The organism is Micromonospora sp. WMMD980 (assembly GCF_029626035.1).
Lineage (GTDB): Bacteria > Actinomycetota > Actinomycetes > Mycobacteriales > Micromonosporaceae > Micromonospora.
This window is the reverse complement of the sequence record NZ_JARUBE010000003.1, coordinates 5,683,148-5,699,328: the sequence shown is the minus strand read 5'-3', so window position 1 is coordinate 5,699,328 and position 16,181 is coordinate 5,683,148. Positions and strand designations below refer to the sequence as shown.

Genomic DNA, 16,181 nt, shown 5'->3' with positions numbered 1-16,181 from the left:
CCCCGCTCGGCGCGTGGGTCGGTTCCCCTCGACGCGGTGTCACCGCCCGAGGGAAAGCGCTTTCGGCCGGTGGCGGTGCGGCCGAGGGGCTGGTCCTGGCGGCTGCCGACCGCGTGGCCGCTGATCTCACTCTTCCTGCTCTGGCCGGTGTGGTGGGCGCTCGGGGTGTCCAGCTTCGTCTTCATCATCTTCGCGGTGCCGATGGTGGTGCAGATGGCCCGGCGCGGTCCGGTCCGGGTGCCGCCCGGCTTCGGCATCTGGCTGATCCTGCTGCTCTGGCTGCTCCTGTCCGTCTCGATGCTCGGGCTGACCACCCCGAACACGTTGCCGCCCGGCGGTGGTGGCGGCCGCTACCTCGGCTGGGGCATCCGGCTGGCCAACTTCGTCGCGATGACCGTGGCCATGCTCTACGTCTACAACCTCGGCGAGCGGGAGCTGTCCCGCCGCCGGATGATCCGGCTCTTCGGGTTCATGGGCGTGGTGGTGGTCATCGGCGGCTGGATCGGCGCGCTGTTCCCGACGTTGGGCTTCGTCGCGCCGCTGCGCTTCGTCCTGCCGCACTCGATCGCCACCCACCCCTTCGTCGCCTCGCTGATGGACGTGAAGTTCGCCCAGGTGCAGCAGGTGATCGAGGGGGAGGCCAGCTCACCGCGACCGTCCGCGCCGTTCACGTACACGAACTCGTGGGGTGAGAACACCGCGATCCTGCTGGTCTGGCTGATCGTCGGCTGGGTGGTGCTGGGCGGCAGGCCGTTGCGTCGTACCGCCGGGGTGGCGATCGCGCTGGCCGCGATCTTCCCGATCATCTACTCGCTCAACCGCGGGCTCTGGATCGGTCTCGGCATCGCCGCGGCCTATGTGGCGCTCCGGCTCGCGCTGCGCGGCCGGATGGTGGTGCTCGGCGGGCTCGCGCTGGCGGTCGGGCTGATCGGCGTACTGATCGTCGCCACCCCGCTCGGCCGGACGTTCGACGAACGGTTGCAGAACGGGCACAGCGACGACATCCGCACCACGCTGTCCGCGGGCGCGGTCACCGCGGCCAACCACTCGCCGATCCTCGGCTACGGCGGCAACCGGGCACTGATCGGCAGCAACCGGTCCATCGCCATCGGCAAGTCCGACGACTGTAAGCAGTGCGGCAACCGGGAGTTGGGCAGCAACGGCCAGCTCTGGGCGCTGCTCGTCGGCCAGGGCTGGGTCGGCGCGCTGGCCTACAACGGCTTCTTCCTCTACTCCCTCTGGCGCTACCGGCGCGACCACAGCGCGATCGGGATCGCCGGCACGCTCGTGATCATTCTGATGCTCTTCTTCCAGTTCACCTACGGCGCACTGGAAGCCACCCTCGCCTACGCCCTGATCTCGGTCGCCCTGCTGGCCCGCAACGACCAGCTCCGCCGCGCGCTCGCGCCGGTGCCACCCAAAGGCACGATCGCCGGGCTACGGGCCCGACTGGAAGCAGCCGGTGAACGTTGATGGTGCTCCGCGTACCCCCGGACGGCGACGGCCGCTCCGCCTACCTCGGTGAGCTGGCCGGCCTGATCTGGCCCGCACCTGCCGAACCCGCGCTGCGCCGGGGCGGCGCCGGCTGGGTGGTGGTGCCCTCGGCCGCCCGCCCCCGGCTGCTGGTGCCCACCGGCTCGGGCCGAGCCGCCGCCGCCGCCGTCCGGCACTCCACCGAGGCGGTCGGCCGCAAGGCCAAGCTGGTCCGGCGGGGGCTGGCCACCGCGTTCCGGCTCGGGCTGGGGCCGGTGGTGTTCCGCGACCGGCTGGTGGTCGCCGGTGGCGGGCTGAACGCCTACCTGACCGAGGTGCTGGGCGAGCCGGCGTTGGTCAGCCTGCACATCGGTCCGGCGCGGGCCAACCGCAAACCGGTGCTGCAACTGCTCGCCCCGGACGGCCGGCCCCTCGGCTACGCCAAACTCGGCGTCGACCCGCTGACCCGGGCCTTGGTCGATGCGGAGGCCGCCGCGCTGCGCCGCCTCGCCGGGGTGCCGCTCGGCCCGGTCGTCCTGGCCGGGGTCCGGCACCACAGTGACTGGCACGGGCACGCGCTGCTGGTGCAGGAGGCCCTGCCGGTGCGGCTGCCCCGGGCCACCCCGGCCGTCGCGGTGGAGGCCGAGCGGGCCGCCATGGTGGCGGTCGCCGGCTGTCTCGGCGTACACCGGGGGTCGTGGGCGGGCAGCACGCACGCGGCCCGGCTCGCCGACGCGGTGGACGCGCTCGGTGACCGGCCGGAGGCCGGGCGGCTGCGCGCGGCGCTCAAGTCGGTCGCGGACGCCGACCCGGTGGTGGCCTTCGGCGCCTGGCACGGAGACTGGAACGGCGGCAACAGCGCGGTGCTGGCCGACGGTCGGGTGCTGGTCTGGGACTGGGAGCGGTTCGCCGGCGACGTGCCGGCCGGCTACGACGCGCTGCACCTCGCGGTGCAGGGCGCGATGAGCCACGACGGGGTGGAACCGGTCGCGGCCGCCCGGGCGCTGATCGCCGGCGCGGACCGGACGCTCGCGCCGTTCGACCAGGCCGGCGGGGGCGCCGACCTGGTCGCCGTGCTCTACCTGGTGGAGCTGGCGGCGCGTTATCTGCGGGACCGGCAGGCCGAGGCGGGTGCGCGACTGGGGCACGTCGACACCTGGCTGCTGCCTGCCGTCGAGGAGCACCTGGCCCGTCGGGCCCGGTGAGAGTGAGGAGTGGGGACGTGACGGTGGCCAGGGAGCAGGCGCTCCGCGCGGTGAAGTCGGTGAGCCGGACGGTCGGTCGGTTGACCGCGGGCTCACGGATGGTGCCGGGATTCCTGATCGTGGGGGCGCAACGCTGCGGCACCACCTCGCTGTTCAAGACGCTCGCGCAGCACCCCGGCGTGCTGCCGCCCGCCTACCACAAGGGCGTGCACTACTTCGACATGGACTACCGCCGGGGAATGAGCTGGTACCTCGGGCACTTCCCCACCACCGGCAAGGCCGAGGCGGTGCGGGAGCAGGTCGGCGTACGCGGGATCACCGGCGAGTCGAGCCCCTACTACATGTTCCACCCGCTGGCCGGGCAGCGGATCGCCAAGGACCTGCCCTCGGTGAAGCTGCTGGTGCTGCTGCGTGACCCGGTGGAACGGGCCTACTCGGCGCACTCGCACGAGCTGGCCCGCGGCTACGAGACCGAGGCGGACTTCGAGCGGGCGCTGGCGCTGGAGGAGCAGCGGACCGCCGGCGAGCGCGAGCGGATGACCGCCGACCCGTCGTACGCCAGCGAGCACCTCCAGCACAACTCCTACCTGGCTCGGGGTCGCTACATCGAGCAGGTGGAGCGGCTGGAGGCGCTGGTCGGTCGGGACCGGCTGCACGTCATCGACAGCGACGACTTCTTCGCCGACCCGAGGCCGTCCTTCGACGCGGTCTGCGACTTCCTGGAGCTGCCCCGCTGGGCCGACATCTCCTTCGGCAAGCACAACTCGCGGTCCCGCTCGCCGATGTCGACCGAGCTGCGGGCCCGGCTGGAGGACCACTTCGCCCCGTACGACGAGCGGCTGGCCTCGTGGTGGGGACGCGTGCCGTCGTGGCGGCGGTGACCCGGCAGGACGCCGACGCCACTGTCGTCCTGCCGGCGGTCGGTCCGGGCGCGGGCGCGGGCCTGGGCGGCGCGGCCCGGCAGGGCTTCGCCAACCTGCTGGGGGTGGGTCTGGCCGCGGTGGCCGGCTTCGGCCTCAACATCGTGATCGCCCGCGGCTGGTCGGTCCGCGAGGCAGGCATGTTCTTCGCCGCCACCAGCGCCTTCATGATCGCCGCGTCGGCGGCCCGGCTCGGTACCGACGTGGGCACCGTCTACTTCGTCAGTCGCCAGCGCACGCTGGACCGGCGGGACCAGATCCGCGGCACGATCCTGGCCGGTCTGCTGCCGGTCCTGGCGGTCGGCGCGCTGCTGGGCGCGGCCGGCTGGCTGGCCGCCCCGGCGCTGGCCCGGGCGACCATGCCGGAGGCCGGGCCGGGCGCGGTGACCGCGCTGCGCATCCTGCTGACCTTCGTGCCGCTGGCCGCGCTGAACGACTACGCGCTGGCCGCCTGCCGCGGCTTCGGTCAGATGCGCCCGCTGCTGACCGTGGAGCGGATCGGCCGCACCCTGGTGCAGTTCCTGGCCGTGGCGGTGGCCGCCTGGCTCGGGCTCTCCGCCACCGTCGCGCTGCCGCTGGCCTGGGTGGTGCCCTACCTGCTCGCCGCCGTGGTCGCGCTGATCTGGCTGGGCCGGTTGGTCGGCCGGACCGGCCGACAGGTGGCCCGGCCGGTCCCGGCCGGCGAGATGGTCGGGCCATTCTGGCGGTTCACCGGCCCCCGCGCGGTCAGCAGCGTGGCCGCGATCGTGGTGCAGCGACTGGACATCGTGCTGCTCAGCGCGCTGCGCGGGCCGGCGGACGCGGCGGTCTACACGGCGGCGACCCGGTTCCTGGCGCTGGGTCAGCTCTCCAGCGTCGCGCTCTCCAGCTCGGTTCAGCACCGGCTCGCCGCCGCCTTCGCCCGGGACGACCGGGCCGACGCCCGGCAGCTCTACCAGGCCGCGACCGGCTGGCTGGTGCTGCTCTCCTGGCCGGCGTACCTGGTCTTCGCGGCGTTCGCCGCACCCATGCTGTCGCTGTTCGGCGCCGGCTACGGCGACGGGCGCCGGGTGGTCGTGCTGCTCGCGCTGACCATGTTGGTGGCGACCGGGTGCGGCATGGTCGACATGGTGCTCAACATGGCCGGTCGCACCGCGTGGACGTTCTACAACGCGATGGGCGGCACGGTGCTCAACGTGGTCGCCAACCTGCTGCTCATCCCGCGCTACGGCATCCTCGGCGCCGCCCTGGCCTGGACCCTCTCCATCCTGGTCACCAACCTGGTGCCGCTGACCCAGCTCTGGTGGTCGATGCGGCTGCACCCGTTCGGCGCCGGCACCCGGGCCGCGATGGCGCTGGCCGTCGTCGCGCTGGGCCTGCCGCTCGGGGCGGCCACCCTGCTCGGCGTGTCGCTGCCGGTGCTCGCGCTGGTGGCGCTGGCCGGCACGGCGGCGTACCTGGTGGGGGCCTGGCGGTGGCGGCGCACGCTGCACCTCGACGCGCTCCGGTCGCTGCGCCGGGGCCGCAACCGCGCCGGGGCGGACCCGGCGCCCCGATCCTGACCGTTCCTGCTCACCGATGGGATCTTCGATGACCAGCGATTCCCCCTTCGCCCCGCAATCCGGGCTGTCCACGGCGAAGGCCGCGAAGCTCGCCGCGGTCGGCCTGCTGGCGGACCGCAAGGAACGCCGGGACCTGGAGCGACCGGTGGAGGCCGGGAAGCGGAAGCTCACGCTGAAGGTGGAGCGACCGATCTTCATCCTCGGCGCCCCGCGCTCCGGCACCACGTTCCTGGGTAGCTGCGTGGGTGCGCTGCCGGACGTGTCCTACCACTACGAACCGCGGCTGACCAAGGCGGTCGCCCGGTGCGTCTACGAGGGAAGCTGGACCCGGCAGCGCGCCGCGCGTTACTTCCGCGGCTACTACGGGGCGCTGCTCGCCGCCGCCGGTCACGGTGGGCTGCGGTTCGCCGAGAAGGACCCGGAGAACTGCTTCATCGTGCCGTTCCTGGCCGAGGTCTTCCCGGATGCGGTCTTCCTGCACGTCCACCGGGACGGCCGGGACGTGGCGGTGTCGCACGCGGAGCAGCCCTGGCTGAACGCGGCCTCGACGGGCAGCGGGCGCAGCGGTCGCGGCGGTACGCCGTGGGGTGCCGCGCCGCGGTTCTGGGTGGAGCCGGAGCGGCGCGAGGAGTTCACCCGCGTCTCCGACCTGGGCCGGTCCGCCTGGATGTGGCGGCGCTTTACCAGCAGCGCGTTGGCCCAGCTCGCCGCGCTGCCGACGGACCGGGTCCGGCACCTGCGCTACGAGGACGTGGTCACCCGACCGGCCGAGGCGGCCGAGGTGGTCGCCGATTTCCTGGAGGTCGGCGACCCGGCCGGCCGGCAGGCGCTGCACGCCCGGTTCGGGCAGGCCCGGCCCGGCTCGGTGGGGCGCTGGCGGAAGCGACTGACCGAAGAGGATCTGACCGATGTGCTGGCCCAGGCTGGCCCGCTGTTGACGGAACTCGGCTACCACCCGTGAGGACGCTGGCACGGGTAGAGTGCCAGGGGTCGCCCGCCCCGCCCGGCGGGCCGGCCCGCGGACGCGGGCCGGCCCGGCAGACATGACAGTGGACCGGCGACCATCCTGGGGAGAGGTTGCGGTGGTACGACGGTTACGACGGACGATGGCAGCCGTGTTCGCGTTGGCCCTCCTGGCACCGGCGGTTGCGGCGTGCGACTCCGGGTCGGGCGACCGGGCCGGGGAGACCGCGTCGGCGGTGCCGCCGCCGCCCACGGTGACGCCCCGCAAGGGCGCGGTCCAGACCACCGGGCGCGGGCCGGAGCTGCCGGAGAAGGGCGCCTGGGTGGGCGCCTGGGTGAAGCCGCAGTTCCACAACGCGACCGGCCGGGCGGCGGCGTGGGACGACTTCAACCGGGCGGCGGGCGGTCAGCTCGCCATCGCGCACATGTTCCACGAGTGGAACGAGCCGTTCCCGGGTGGCACCGAGCGGGCGTTCCAGGCCCAGGGCAAGCTCCAGATGATCTCCTGGCAGGGCACCGACACCCGGTCGACGGTCAGCGGTGTCTACGACAACCTGATCCGGCAGCGGGCGCAGGACGTCAAGGCGTTCGGCGTGCCGGTGCTGCTGCGCTACCGGTGGGAGATGGACCGGCCGAACCTGGCCGCCAGCATGCACTCCCCCGAGGACTACGTCGCCGCCTGGAAGCACGTGCGTGCCATCTTCACCGAGGTCGGCGTCACGAACGCGGCGTGGACGTGGTGCCCGCACGCGGACGGGTTCGCCGAGCCGGAACGCCGGGCCGCCGACTACTACCCGGGTGACGACCAGGTCGACTGGCTCTGCACCGACGTCTATCCGAGCCCGGAGTGGAACAGCTTCAGCAACCGGATGGACCACTTCATGGCGTTCGCCAAGAAGCATCCGCGACCGGTGGTGATCGGCGAGTTCGGGCTGACCCAGGACGGCCGGCCGGGCCAGCGGGCCGAGTGGATGCGTGAGGTCGGCCCGTACCTGAAGAAGCACCCGCAGATCAAGGCCGTGATCTATTTCGCGGCCAGGCAGACCGAGAAGCCGCTGTACGACAGCACGTTCGGCAGCGATCCGGAGAGCGCGGCGGTGTTCCGCGAGGTGGCCACCGATCCGTACTTCAATCCGCCGATGCCGGATCTCAGCGCCTCCGCTGCGACATCTCCCGCACGCACTGAGTGATCTTCACTCGTCTTTTCGTTCGGCTCGGGCCGCTCGTTGTGTCAAAAAGGCCGGTCCCGGGTGGACGGGCGGCAGGCAAATGCGAGAAGGTATTGCTCTCACGTCTGCGGTCGGCCGTGCGACACCACACCTCGCGTCGGCACCGGCCACGATCGCAGCGCCTCCGACGTTCCCCCCGGAGCAGCCTGTGCCTTCCTCGATCCTGAGACACCGCTCGGTGTCCGCCTTCGGCGCCGCCGTGCTCGGCATCGCCACCCTGTTCACCCCGGTGCCGGCATTCGCCGCACCGGCGGCGACTGTCGCGCCCGACCACAGCACGCTGGTCGGCGAGGTGCCCTCGGCGAAGACGCCGAACATCAACGACGGCAACGTCGTGGCCATCCACGACGCCGGCAGCAAGGTGATCGTCGGCGGTTCGTTCACCAACGCGCAGAACCGCGGATCATCGCCCACCCCGGTCGACCGCCGGGGCCTGCTCGCCTTCGACAAGGCGACCGGCAAGATCGACAACGCGTTCGCGCCGGTGCTCGACGGTGACGTCACCGCCGTGATCGCCGGCCCGACGCCGGGCACGGTCTACGTCGCCGGCACGTTCAACAAGGTCGGCGACAAGAACGTCCGCAAGCTCGCGCTGCTGAACGTCGCCGACGGCACCCCGGTCGACGGGTTCAAGGGCCCGGCGCTCAACGGCACGGTCAGCGACATCGTGCTCGTCGACGGCCATCTGCTGGTGGGCGGCATCTTCAGCACGGTCACCGCGACCACCGACCGCAACGGGCTCGCCTCGCTGAACCCGACCACCGGCGCCGTGGACGACTACCTGACCGTGGCGCTCACCGAGCACCACAACTGGACCTCGACCAACGGCGGCGCCTCGGCCGGCGTCGGCGTCGAGAAGTTCACCGTCTCGCCGGACGGCAAGCACCTGGTGGTCATCGGCAACTTCAAGAAGGCTGACGGCGCGGTGCACGACCAGATCGTGCGGATCAACCTGGGCGCCGACTCGGCCACCGTCGCCGACTGGAACACCGACGGCTACGCCGGCGCCTGCAAGTACAGCGCGTTCGACTCGTGGGTGCGCGATGCCCAGTTCTCCCCCGACGGCAAGTACTTCGTCGTGGTCACCACCGGCGCGTCCTACCCGGGCACGTTGTGCGACTCGGCGGCCCGCTGGGAGACCGACGCCACCGGCGCCGGCCAGAAGCCGACCTGGACCAACTTCAGCGGCGGCGACACCTTCCTCTCCGTCGGCATCAGCGAGAAGGCCATCTACGTCGGCGGCCACTTCCGCTGGTCCAACAACCCGCTGGCGCGGGACAAGGCCGGCCCGGGCGCGGTGCCGCGGGCCAGCATCGCGGCCCTCGACCCGCTCAGCGGCCTGCCGCTGGCCTGGAACCCGGGCCGCCACCCGCGCGGCTACGGCGTCACCGAGATGCTGGTCACCCCGCAGGGCCTATGGCTGGGCAGCGACCAGGAATACATCGGCAACTTCGAGTACCAGCGGAAGCGGCTCGCCTTCTTCCCGCTGGACGGGGGCAGCACGCCGCACTCGACCAGCACCAAGGGCCTGCCCGGCGACGTCTACCAGGCCGGTCGGGCGGCGCAGACCGAGGTGCTCTACCGGGTCAACGCCGGTGGTCCGGCCATCCCGGCGACCGACGGCGGGCCGGACTGGTCGGCCGACACCGACGCCACACCCAGCCCCTACCACAATGGCGGCAGCAGCGCGAAGTCGTACCCGACCAACGCGACGTTCGACGCCACCGTGCCGACCAGCACCCCGGCCACCCTCTTCAACACCGAGCGGTGGGACCAGGCGACCGCGCCCGACATGCAGTGGGACATCCCGATTGCGGCCGGCACCCGGGTGAACGTCCGGGTCTACCTGGCCAACCGGTACGCCGGCACCGCGGCGGCAGGCAAGCGGAAGCTCGACGTGAGCATCGACGGCGTGCTCAAGATGAACGACGTCGACCCGGTGGTCGCCGCCGGCGGCACCGACCGCGGCACCATGCAGTCCTTCTCCGTGGTCAGCGACGGTGTGGTCGACGTCGACTTCGGCCGGGTCCTGGAGAACCCGCTGGTCCAGGGCATCGAGATCGTCAAGACCGCGCCGACGCCGGACGCGTCGGACGTGCTCTACCGGGTCAACGCCGGTGGCGAGGAGGTGGCGGCGCCGAGCGGCCCGGCCTGGGCCGCCGACACCCCGACCGCGCCGAGCGCCTTGCACAACGCCGGCAGCACGGTCAATACGTATCCGACGGAGGCGGCGCTCGACGCCACCGTCCCGGCGGGCACCCCGGCGACGCTGTTCCGGAGCGAGCGGTGGGACCAGTCGCCCGCCCCGGACATGCAGTGGGACTTCCCGGTCCCGGCCGGCACGCCGGTGCAGGTGCGGCTCTACCTGGCCAACCGGTACGCCGGCACCGCCACCGCCGGCAAGCGGAAGTTCAACGTCAGCATCGACGGGGTGCAGAAGCTGAGCAACTTCGACCCGGTCGCCGCGACCGGCGCCACCAACAGGGGCACCGTGCGCGCGTTCGCGGTGACCAGCGACGGCAACGTCGACGTCGACTTCGGCCGGGTCCTGGAGAACCCGCTGGTGCAGGCTGTCGAGATCGTCAAGCTGCCGCCGGTGCCGCCGGCCACCACCGTCGACAGCGTCACCAAGCGGTCTTACGACGGCGCGACCAACGTCGGCAACGCGATGTCGGTGCCGAACCCGGACGACACCCGCTGGTCGCAGGTCAAGGGGGCGTTCTGGGTCGGCGGTGACCTGTTCTACGGCCTCGGCGGCGACCTCTACAAGCGCTCGTTCGACGGCGCCGACTTCGGCACCGCCAAGAAGGTGGACCCGTACCACGACGCGAAGTGGGACAAGGTCGTCACCGGCTCCGCGCCGGACGGTTCGACGTACGCGGGCATGACCGTCAACTTCTCCGCCGAGCTGCCCAACGTGACCGCGATGGTCTACAAGAGCGGGCGGCTCTACTACACGCTGGCCGGCCAGAGCGCACTGTTCTGGCGTGGGTTCGCGCCGGACACCGGCACCGTCGGCGCGGAGCGCGCCGCGGTCACCGGCACCACCGGTTTCGCCGACGCGGGCGCTCTGCTCCTCGACGGTGACAAGCTCTACGTCGTCTCCCGGAGCACCGGCAACCTGTCCTCGATGGACTGGTCCAACGGCGCGCCGACCGGCTCCGCCACGCTGCGCAGCGGTCCCGGCGTCGACGACGTGGACTGGCGCGGCACCGCGGTCTTCGTCGGCCCCTGACCGGGGCGGCGCGACCGAGACACACCGCACGACGATGGCCCGGCCGGTACCGGCCGGGCCATCGCCCGTCTCAGGCCCGGGTCGGGGCGTGTTCCCCTGCCCAGATCCGCATCAGGTCACGTACCGAGATCACCCCGGCCACCTCCTGGCCGTCGAGCACGACCAGGTGGCGGAACCCGCCCCGGGCCATCGCCGCGGCCGCCTCCTCCACCGTCCAGTCCGGGCCGGCGTAGACGACGTCCCAGGTCAGGTGGGCGCCGGTGCGTTCGGTGTCCGGGTCGAGCCCGGCGCCGATCGCCTTCAGCACGTCGCGTTCGGTCATGATCCCGACCCCCTCGGAGTCCGGGTCGATCACGACCGCCGACCCGACACCGCGGGCCGACATCATCCGGGCCGCCTGGCGGAGCGTGTGCTCCGGGCCGACCACGAGAACCTCACTGGACATCGCTTCCCGAACCTGCATCACACATCACTCCTGCGGGACGGCGACTGGTTACGGACATGGTGGGCCATCGATGCGTACCCGGACAAGAAGGGGCATCGCCGCGAGCGGCGCGGATGGCTACTGTCGGAGGATGCCCACCGAGCCCCTTCGCTGTGCCGGCGCGCTGATCGTCGACGACGACGGCCGCATCTTCGTCCAGCGCCGCTCCGCCGAGCGACGGCTCTTCCCCAACTGCTGGGACATCGCCGGCGGCCACCTCGAACCGGGTGAGGAGATCGACGACGCGCTGCGCCGGGAGGTCACCGAGGAAACCGGTTGGGCCGTGTCGCACGTGCTCGGCCTGGTCGGCGAATACCGCTACACCGGCGACGACGGGCTGGCGCGAATCGAGACCGACTTCCTGGTCCGGGTGGACGGCGACCTGAGCCGCCCCCGGCTGGAGCCTACCGAGCACACCGAGTTCCGCTGGCTGGCCGAGCGGGACATCGCCCTGCTGGACGAGCACCGCGACGCCAACGACGGGCTGATCCGGCAGATCGTGACGGACGGCTTCGCCGCGCTGCGGTCGATCGGGCTCTAGGGCGATCACGGGCTGAACCCCGGCTCCCGGGTCGCCGACGATATCCTCGCCTCGTGGAATCGGTCGAGAAGAGGAGCGTGTCGGCATGATCGGGATGGTGCTCGCCGCGGGTGCGGGGCGCCGGCTGCGGCCGCACACGGACACCCTGCCCAAGGCCCTGGTGCCGGTCGACGGGGAGATCACCATCCTCGACATCGCGCTGCGCAACCTCGCCGAGGTGGGCCTGACCGAGGTGGTGATCGTGGTCGGCTACGCGGCCGACGCGGTCCGGCAGCGCCAGATCGAGCTGGCGGAGAAGTACGGCGTCACGATCACCCTGGTCGACAACGACAAGGCCGAGGAGTGGAACAACGCCTACTCGCTCTGGCTGGCCCGGGAGCACTTCTCCCGGGGCGTGCTGCTGGTCAACGGCGACACCGTGCACCCGGTGAGCGTGGAGAAGACGCTGCTGGCCGAGCGCGGGCCGGGCGTCCTGCTTGCCGTGGACACGCTCAAGCCACTGGCCGAGGAGGAGATGAAGACCACCTTCGACGCCGCCGGCCAGCTCACCCGGATCACCAAGCTGATGGACCCGGGCGAGGCGTACGGCGAGTACATCGGCGCGACGCTGATCGAGCCGCAGGTGGCCGACGCGCTCGCCGACGCGCTGGAGGCGACCTGGCGGCGCGACCCGAACCTCTACTACGAGGACGGCTACCAGGAGTTCGCCGACCGCGGCGGCGAGGTGCGGGCGGCGCCGATCGGGGACGTCTCCTGGGTCGAGGTCGACAACCACGAGGACCTGGCCCGGGCGCGGGAGATCGCGTGCCGCTACTAGCCCGTAGCGTCCTCACTCCGCTGCACATCGACGTGCGGCGGGGCGCGGTGGCGGACCTGGCGTCGATCCTCTCCGACGGCCGGATCTCGGCCGGCGGCGACGTGGCGGTGGTGGTCGGGCCGGGGCAGGGCGAGAAGATCGCCGAGCTGCTCCGGCCGTCGCTGCGGTCGGCGGACGTGTTCACGGTTTCCGGCGGCACCCTGGACGCCGCCGACGAGCTGGGCGGCAAGCTGCGCGCCCGGTCGTACGACGCGGTGGTCGGCATCGGCGGCGGCAAGACGATCGACGTGGCCAAGTACGCGGCGACCCGGCGCGGCCTGCCGATGGTGTCGGTGGCGACCGCGCTCGCCAACGACGGCATCGCCTCGCCGGTGGCCAGCCTGATCACCGAGGGCCTGAAGGGCTCCTACGGGGTGCACATCCCGATCGCGGTCATCGTCGACCTGGACTTCGTGGAGGCCGGGCCGGAGCGGCACAACCGCGCCGGCCTCGGTGACGTGGTCAGCAACATCAGCGCGCTGGCCGACTGGGAGCTGGCCCGCGAGGTGCGCGGTGAGGCGTTCGACGGGCTGGCCGCCTCGCTTTCGCGGGCGGGCGCCGAGGCGGTGCTCAACCACCCGGGCGACATGGCCGACGACGCGTTCGTCACGGTGCTGGCCGACGCGTTGATCTCCAGTGGCCTGGCGATGGCCATCGAGGGCACCAGCCGCCCGTGCAGCGGTGGCTGCCACGAGATCATGCACGCGATCGACGCGCTCTTCCCCGGCACCGCCTCGCACGGCGAGCTGGCCGGGCTGGGCGCGTTGTTCTGCACGTTCCTGCGCGGCGACGAGCGCCGGTTCGTCGAGATGTCGGCCTGCCTGGCCCGGCACGGGCTGCCCCGGCTGCCGGCCGAGGTGGGGCTGACCGACGACCGGTTCGTCGAGGCGGTGCAGTTCGCGCCGGCCACCCGGCCGGACCGCTACACCATCCTCGAACACCTGGCGATGTCCGCTTCCGAGACCCGGGAGCGGCTGGCAGACTACGCCGGTGCACTCCGCGACCACAGTGGCTGAGCCCCGTCCCACCGTCGCCGACTTCCACCGGGTCAACCGGGGTGGCGGCCTGTTCAGCGAGTCGATCAGCCAGTGGATCGGGGCGGCGTTCGCGCTCGTCGCCCAGCGGCTGGGGCTGCGCCCGACCGCGCTGACCCTGGCCAACCTGGTGCTGGGGCTGGCCGCCTCGATCACCGTGGTCGCGCTCGCCGACGACGTGGCCGCCGGCACCGTCGCGGCCTGGGTGGTCGGGCTGGTCGCGCTGATCGGCTGGCAGATCGCGTACGCGTTGGACTGCGCCGACGGGCAGCTCGCCCGGGTGACCGGGCAGGGCAGCGCGGCCGGCGCCCGGATCGACGTGCTCTGCGACGTGGCCGCCCAGATCGCGCTGGTGACCGCGATCGGAGCGGTGGCGGTGGCGCAGCGCCCGGCCACGCCGGTCTGGCTGGTGGCGGTGTTCGCCGGCACCTGGATGGTCAACCTGGTGACGTCGGTGATGCAGGCCGGCCCGAACGCGGCCAGCATGGTCACTTCGACGTCGCTGCCGGTACGCCTGGTGAAGCTGGTCCGCGACTACGGCGCGGTGATCTTCGTGGCCGGGCTGGTGCTGGTGTTCGCGCCGGCGCTGGCGTTCTGGGTGATGGTGGCGTTCACCGTCGTGAACGGCGGCTTCCTGCTCGCCAGCATCGCCTTCTCCGCCCGCGCCGCTCGCTGAGGAGGGGCCTCTCTTAACGCCGCTTGAGGCTCAGTCGGTACCTGGTGCGGCGACCGGCAGGCCCACCGATGCTGCGATATCCGACATCCGCTTGTCGTACGTGACAAGCGTGTCGAGCGCGTCACCGAGCGCCTGGGCACTCGCCACGTGCAGCGCGTCCAACGTCCGAATACCGGTGGGGAGGGCAGCCGCCAAATCCCGGACCTCCTCGGTCACTAGGACCTCGGTGAAGTTCCGGACCAACATCTGCATGGCGTCCGGGTAGTCGCCGACCCGGTCGAGGGTGCGTACCGTCTCGACGAATCCGACGGAGCTGGTTCCCATCGGCATGCCCGCCCGACTCGCCAGAAAGTCCTGCAGCTCGGTGACGTAGGTGCGGCCCGCGATCAGAGTGACCAGGGCGGACGCGTCCAGGTAGATCACCGGTCGTCGTCCTCGCGGTCGGCCAGCAGCAGGTCAAGGGTGGAGACATCGGGCGGCACGTCGTAACGGGGCAGCCGGTCGAGGTCGTTCGTGGTGGTCGCCTTGAGGCGAATCACCCCTTTGGCCACCAGGCTCGCGTATCTTCCGAGCGTCCCGGAGCCCGGCAGCAGCACCGCGATCACGCTGCCGTGCCGCGTGACCTCGATCGTCTCGCCCTGTTCCACGCGGGCGAACATCGCACTGGGGTTGTAGGAGAACTCACGCACGGACACGGTGCTCACTGAACACCTCCCTTGTGCCGACAACACCGCAATTGTACCTACAAGCCAGCCTGCACGGACCGCCCCTCAGGACAGCGAGGCGTAGACGTCGATCAGGCGCTTGGTGATCACGTCGGGGTGGAACGTGCGCTCGTAGCGGCTCCGGGCCGCCCCGGCGAGCGCGCCCGCCTCGGCGGCGGCCAGCGGCAGCGCGGCGGCCAGCGCGTCGACCTCCGGCGCGACCACCCAGCCGGCTTCGCCGCGCTGCACCCCGGTCGGCAGTGGGACGCGACCGTCGCCGGGCGCGGCGGTCGCCACCTCGGCCGGGCCGGTGCCGGCGGGCTCGCGCGGGGTGTCCGCGCCGACCAGGTACGGGATACCGCCGAGCGCGGTGCCGAGCACCGGGCGGCCGGCGGCCAGCGCCTCGATGATCACGGTGGGCAGCACGTCGTGCCAGGTCGACGTGGCCAGCACCACGGCGCTGTCGGCCAGCGCGGCGCGGACCCCCGGCCGGTCGAGCTGGCCGAGGTAGAGCACGTCTGGCCGCTCGGCGGCGGCCTCCTCGGCCAGCGGTCGCAGCTCGCCGTCACCGGCGATCCGCAGCGGGCCGAGCGCGCCCACCGGGTGCCGACGCCACGCCGACAGCAGCAGGTCCAGCCCCTTCTCCGGGCTGAGCCGGCCCATGAACAGGAAGCCGTTGCCCGGGGGCACCGGGGTGCCGGGGTCCGGCACCGCGTTCGGCTTGACCACGATCCGCTCGTCCGGGATGCCGTAGTCCCGCAGATGGTCGGCAACGGCCGTGGTGAGCGCGATGAATCGGTCCACCGACCTCCAGGTGGGGCGGTGCACGGCGAGCGTGGTCGCCATCAGCGCGCTCTGCGCCCGGGAGTCGCGGTAGCAGCGGTGCACGATCGCCGGCACGCCCAGCTTCCGACCGCGACAGTCCTGGCAGATCACGCCGTCGCGGAAGTAGAGGCCGGAGGAGCAGACCTGGCGGTAGTTGTGCACCGTCTGCACCACCGGCACGCCGCGCTTGTGCGCGGTCCGCACCACCCAGGGCGAGAGCAGCGGGTACGGGTTGTGCAGGTGCAGCGCGTCCGGCCGGTGCTCGACCAGCAGGCGGTCGAGGTCGTGCTGGGCCTTCGGGGCCCAGATCGGCGAGATCGGCAGCAGCGCCTTGGCCGGCTTCGACATCGAGGGGATCTCGTCGGAGCTGCGCAGGAACGGCAGCACCTCCACACCGGCGGCGGTGAGCTGGGCGATCTCCGCGTCGACGATGGTGTTCTCGCCGGAGGGCTGGGCTTCCCGATACCGGTTGTGCGCCACCACGATTCTCACGGG

15 protein-coding genes are annotated in these 16,181 nt (G+C 72.2%); 11 read left to right on the top strand and 4 right to left on the bottom strand.

The features are described from left to right. Positions 1-36: 36 nt before the first annotated feature. The 7 genes from O7618_RS26900 to O7618_RS26870 all read left to right on the top strand — a co-directional run bounded on the left by O7618_RS26900 (position 37) and on the right by O7618_RS26870 (position 10,566). Positions 37-1,473 (top strand): O-antigen ligase family protein, encoded by a 1,437-nt coding sequence (locus tag O7618_RS26900; RefSeq protein ID WP_278108932.1) that lies wholly within the window; start codon positions 37-39, stop codon positions 1,471-1,473. Further along, positions 1,473-2,678, top strand: a complete 1,206-nt coding sequence (locus tag O7618_RS26895) for a hypothetical protein (protein ID WP_278108931.1) — start codon at positions 1,473-1,475, stop codon at positions 2,676-2,678. The genes O7618_RS26900 and O7618_RS26895 overlap by 1 nt, the downstream gene beginning before the upstream one ends. A 17-nt stretch (positions 2,679-2,695) precedes the next feature. Then, entirely contained in the window at positions 2,696-3,559 is an 864-nt protein-coding gene (locus tag O7618_RS26890) for a sulfotransferase domain-containing protein (RefSeq protein WP_278108930.1), read from the top strand. Further along, entirely contained in the window at positions 3,526-5,139 is a 1,614-nt protein-coding gene (locus O7618_RS26885; protein WP_278108929.1) for a polysaccharide biosynthesis C-terminal domain-containing protein, read from the top strand. Before O7618_RS26890 ends, O7618_RS26885 begins: the two co-directional genes overlap by 34 nt. 28 nt (positions 5,140-5,167) lie before the next feature. Further along, a complete protein-coding gene (locus O7618_RS26880) occupies positions 5,168-6,100 on the top strand; it encodes a sulfotransferase (protein WP_278108928.1) in 933 nt (310 codons plus the stop codon). Between the two features lie 145 nt (positions 6,101-6,245). After that, entirely contained in the window at positions 6,246-7,292 is a 1,047-nt protein-coding gene (locus O7618_RS26875) for a glycosyl hydrolase (protein ID WP_278108926.1), read from the top strand. Between the two features lie 187 nt (positions 7,293-7,479). Further along, entirely contained in the window at positions 7,480-10,566 is a 3,087-nt protein-coding gene (locus O7618_RS26870; protein ID WP_347405395.1) for a malectin domain-containing carbohydrate-binding protein, read from the top strand. A 70-nt stretch (positions 10,567-10,636) separates the two neighbouring features. Here O7618_RS26870 and O7618_RS26865 read toward each other — a convergent pair whose 3' ends face one another. Further along, positions 10,637-11,029, bottom strand: coding sequence for a CBS domain-containing protein (locus tag O7618_RS26865; RefSeq protein WP_278108924.1), 393 nt, complete (start codon positions 11,027-11,029; stop codon positions 10,637-10,639). 112 nt (positions 11,030-11,141) lie between these two features. Here O7618_RS26865 and O7618_RS26860 point away from each other — a divergent pair, with 112 nt between their 5' ends. From O7618_RS26860 to O7618_RS26845, 4 genes are all read left to right on the top strand, one after another. Continuing rightward, positions 11,142-11,591 (top strand): NUDIX domain-containing protein, encoded by a 450-nt coding sequence (locus O7618_RS26860; RefSeq protein WP_278108923.1) that lies wholly within the window; start codon positions 11,142-11,144, stop codon positions 11,589-11,591. Positions 11,592-11,676: 85 nt separating this feature from the next. Continuing rightward, positions 11,677-12,408 (top strand): phosphocholine cytidylyltransferase family protein, encoded by a 732-nt coding sequence (locus tag O7618_RS26855; RefSeq protein ID WP_278108922.1) that lies wholly within the window; start codon positions 11,677-11,679, stop codon positions 12,406-12,408. Beyond that, complete coding sequence (locus O7618_RS26850) at positions 12,396-13,463, top strand: iron-containing alcohol dehydrogenase family protein (RefSeq protein WP_278108921.1); 1,068 nt, start codon at positions 12,396-12,398, stop codon at positions 13,461-13,463. Before O7618_RS26855 ends, O7618_RS26850 begins: the two co-directional genes overlap by 13 nt. Beyond that, positions 13,438-14,157: a CDP-alcohol phosphatidyltransferase family protein gene (locus tag O7618_RS26845; protein WP_278108920.1), complete on the top strand. Its 720-nt coding sequence runs from the start codon at positions 13,438-13,440 to the stop codon at positions 14,155-14,157. The genes O7618_RS26850 and O7618_RS26845 overlap by 26 nt, the downstream gene beginning before the upstream one ends. A 30-nt stretch (positions 14,158-14,187) precedes the next feature. On the opposite strand, the gene O7618_RS26840 is transcribed toward O7618_RS26845, so the two are convergent. From O7618_RS26840 to O7618_RS26830, 3 genes are all read right to left on the bottom strand, one after another. Further along, positions 14,188-14,580, bottom strand: a complete 393-nt coding sequence (locus O7618_RS26840) for a type II toxin-antitoxin system VapC family toxin (protein WP_278108919.1) — start codon at positions 14,578-14,580, stop codon at positions 14,188-14,190. Next, the gene (locus O7618_RS26835) at positions 14,577-14,861 is read right to left on the bottom strand and encodes a type II toxin-antitoxin system Phd/YefM family antitoxin (protein WP_278108918.1); all 285 of its coding nucleotides are present in this window, start codon (positions 14,859-14,861) and stop codon (positions 14,577-14,579) included. Before O7618_RS26835 ends, O7618_RS26840 begins: the two co-directional genes overlap by 4 nt. Positions 14,862-14,927: 66 nt before the next feature. Then, positions 14,928-16,178: a glycosyltransferase family 4 protein gene (locus O7618_RS26830; protein WP_278108917.1), complete on the bottom strand. Its 1,251-nt coding sequence runs from the start codon at positions 16,176-16,178 to the stop codon at positions 14,928-14,930. Positions 16,179-16,181 lie beyond the last annotated feature (3 nt).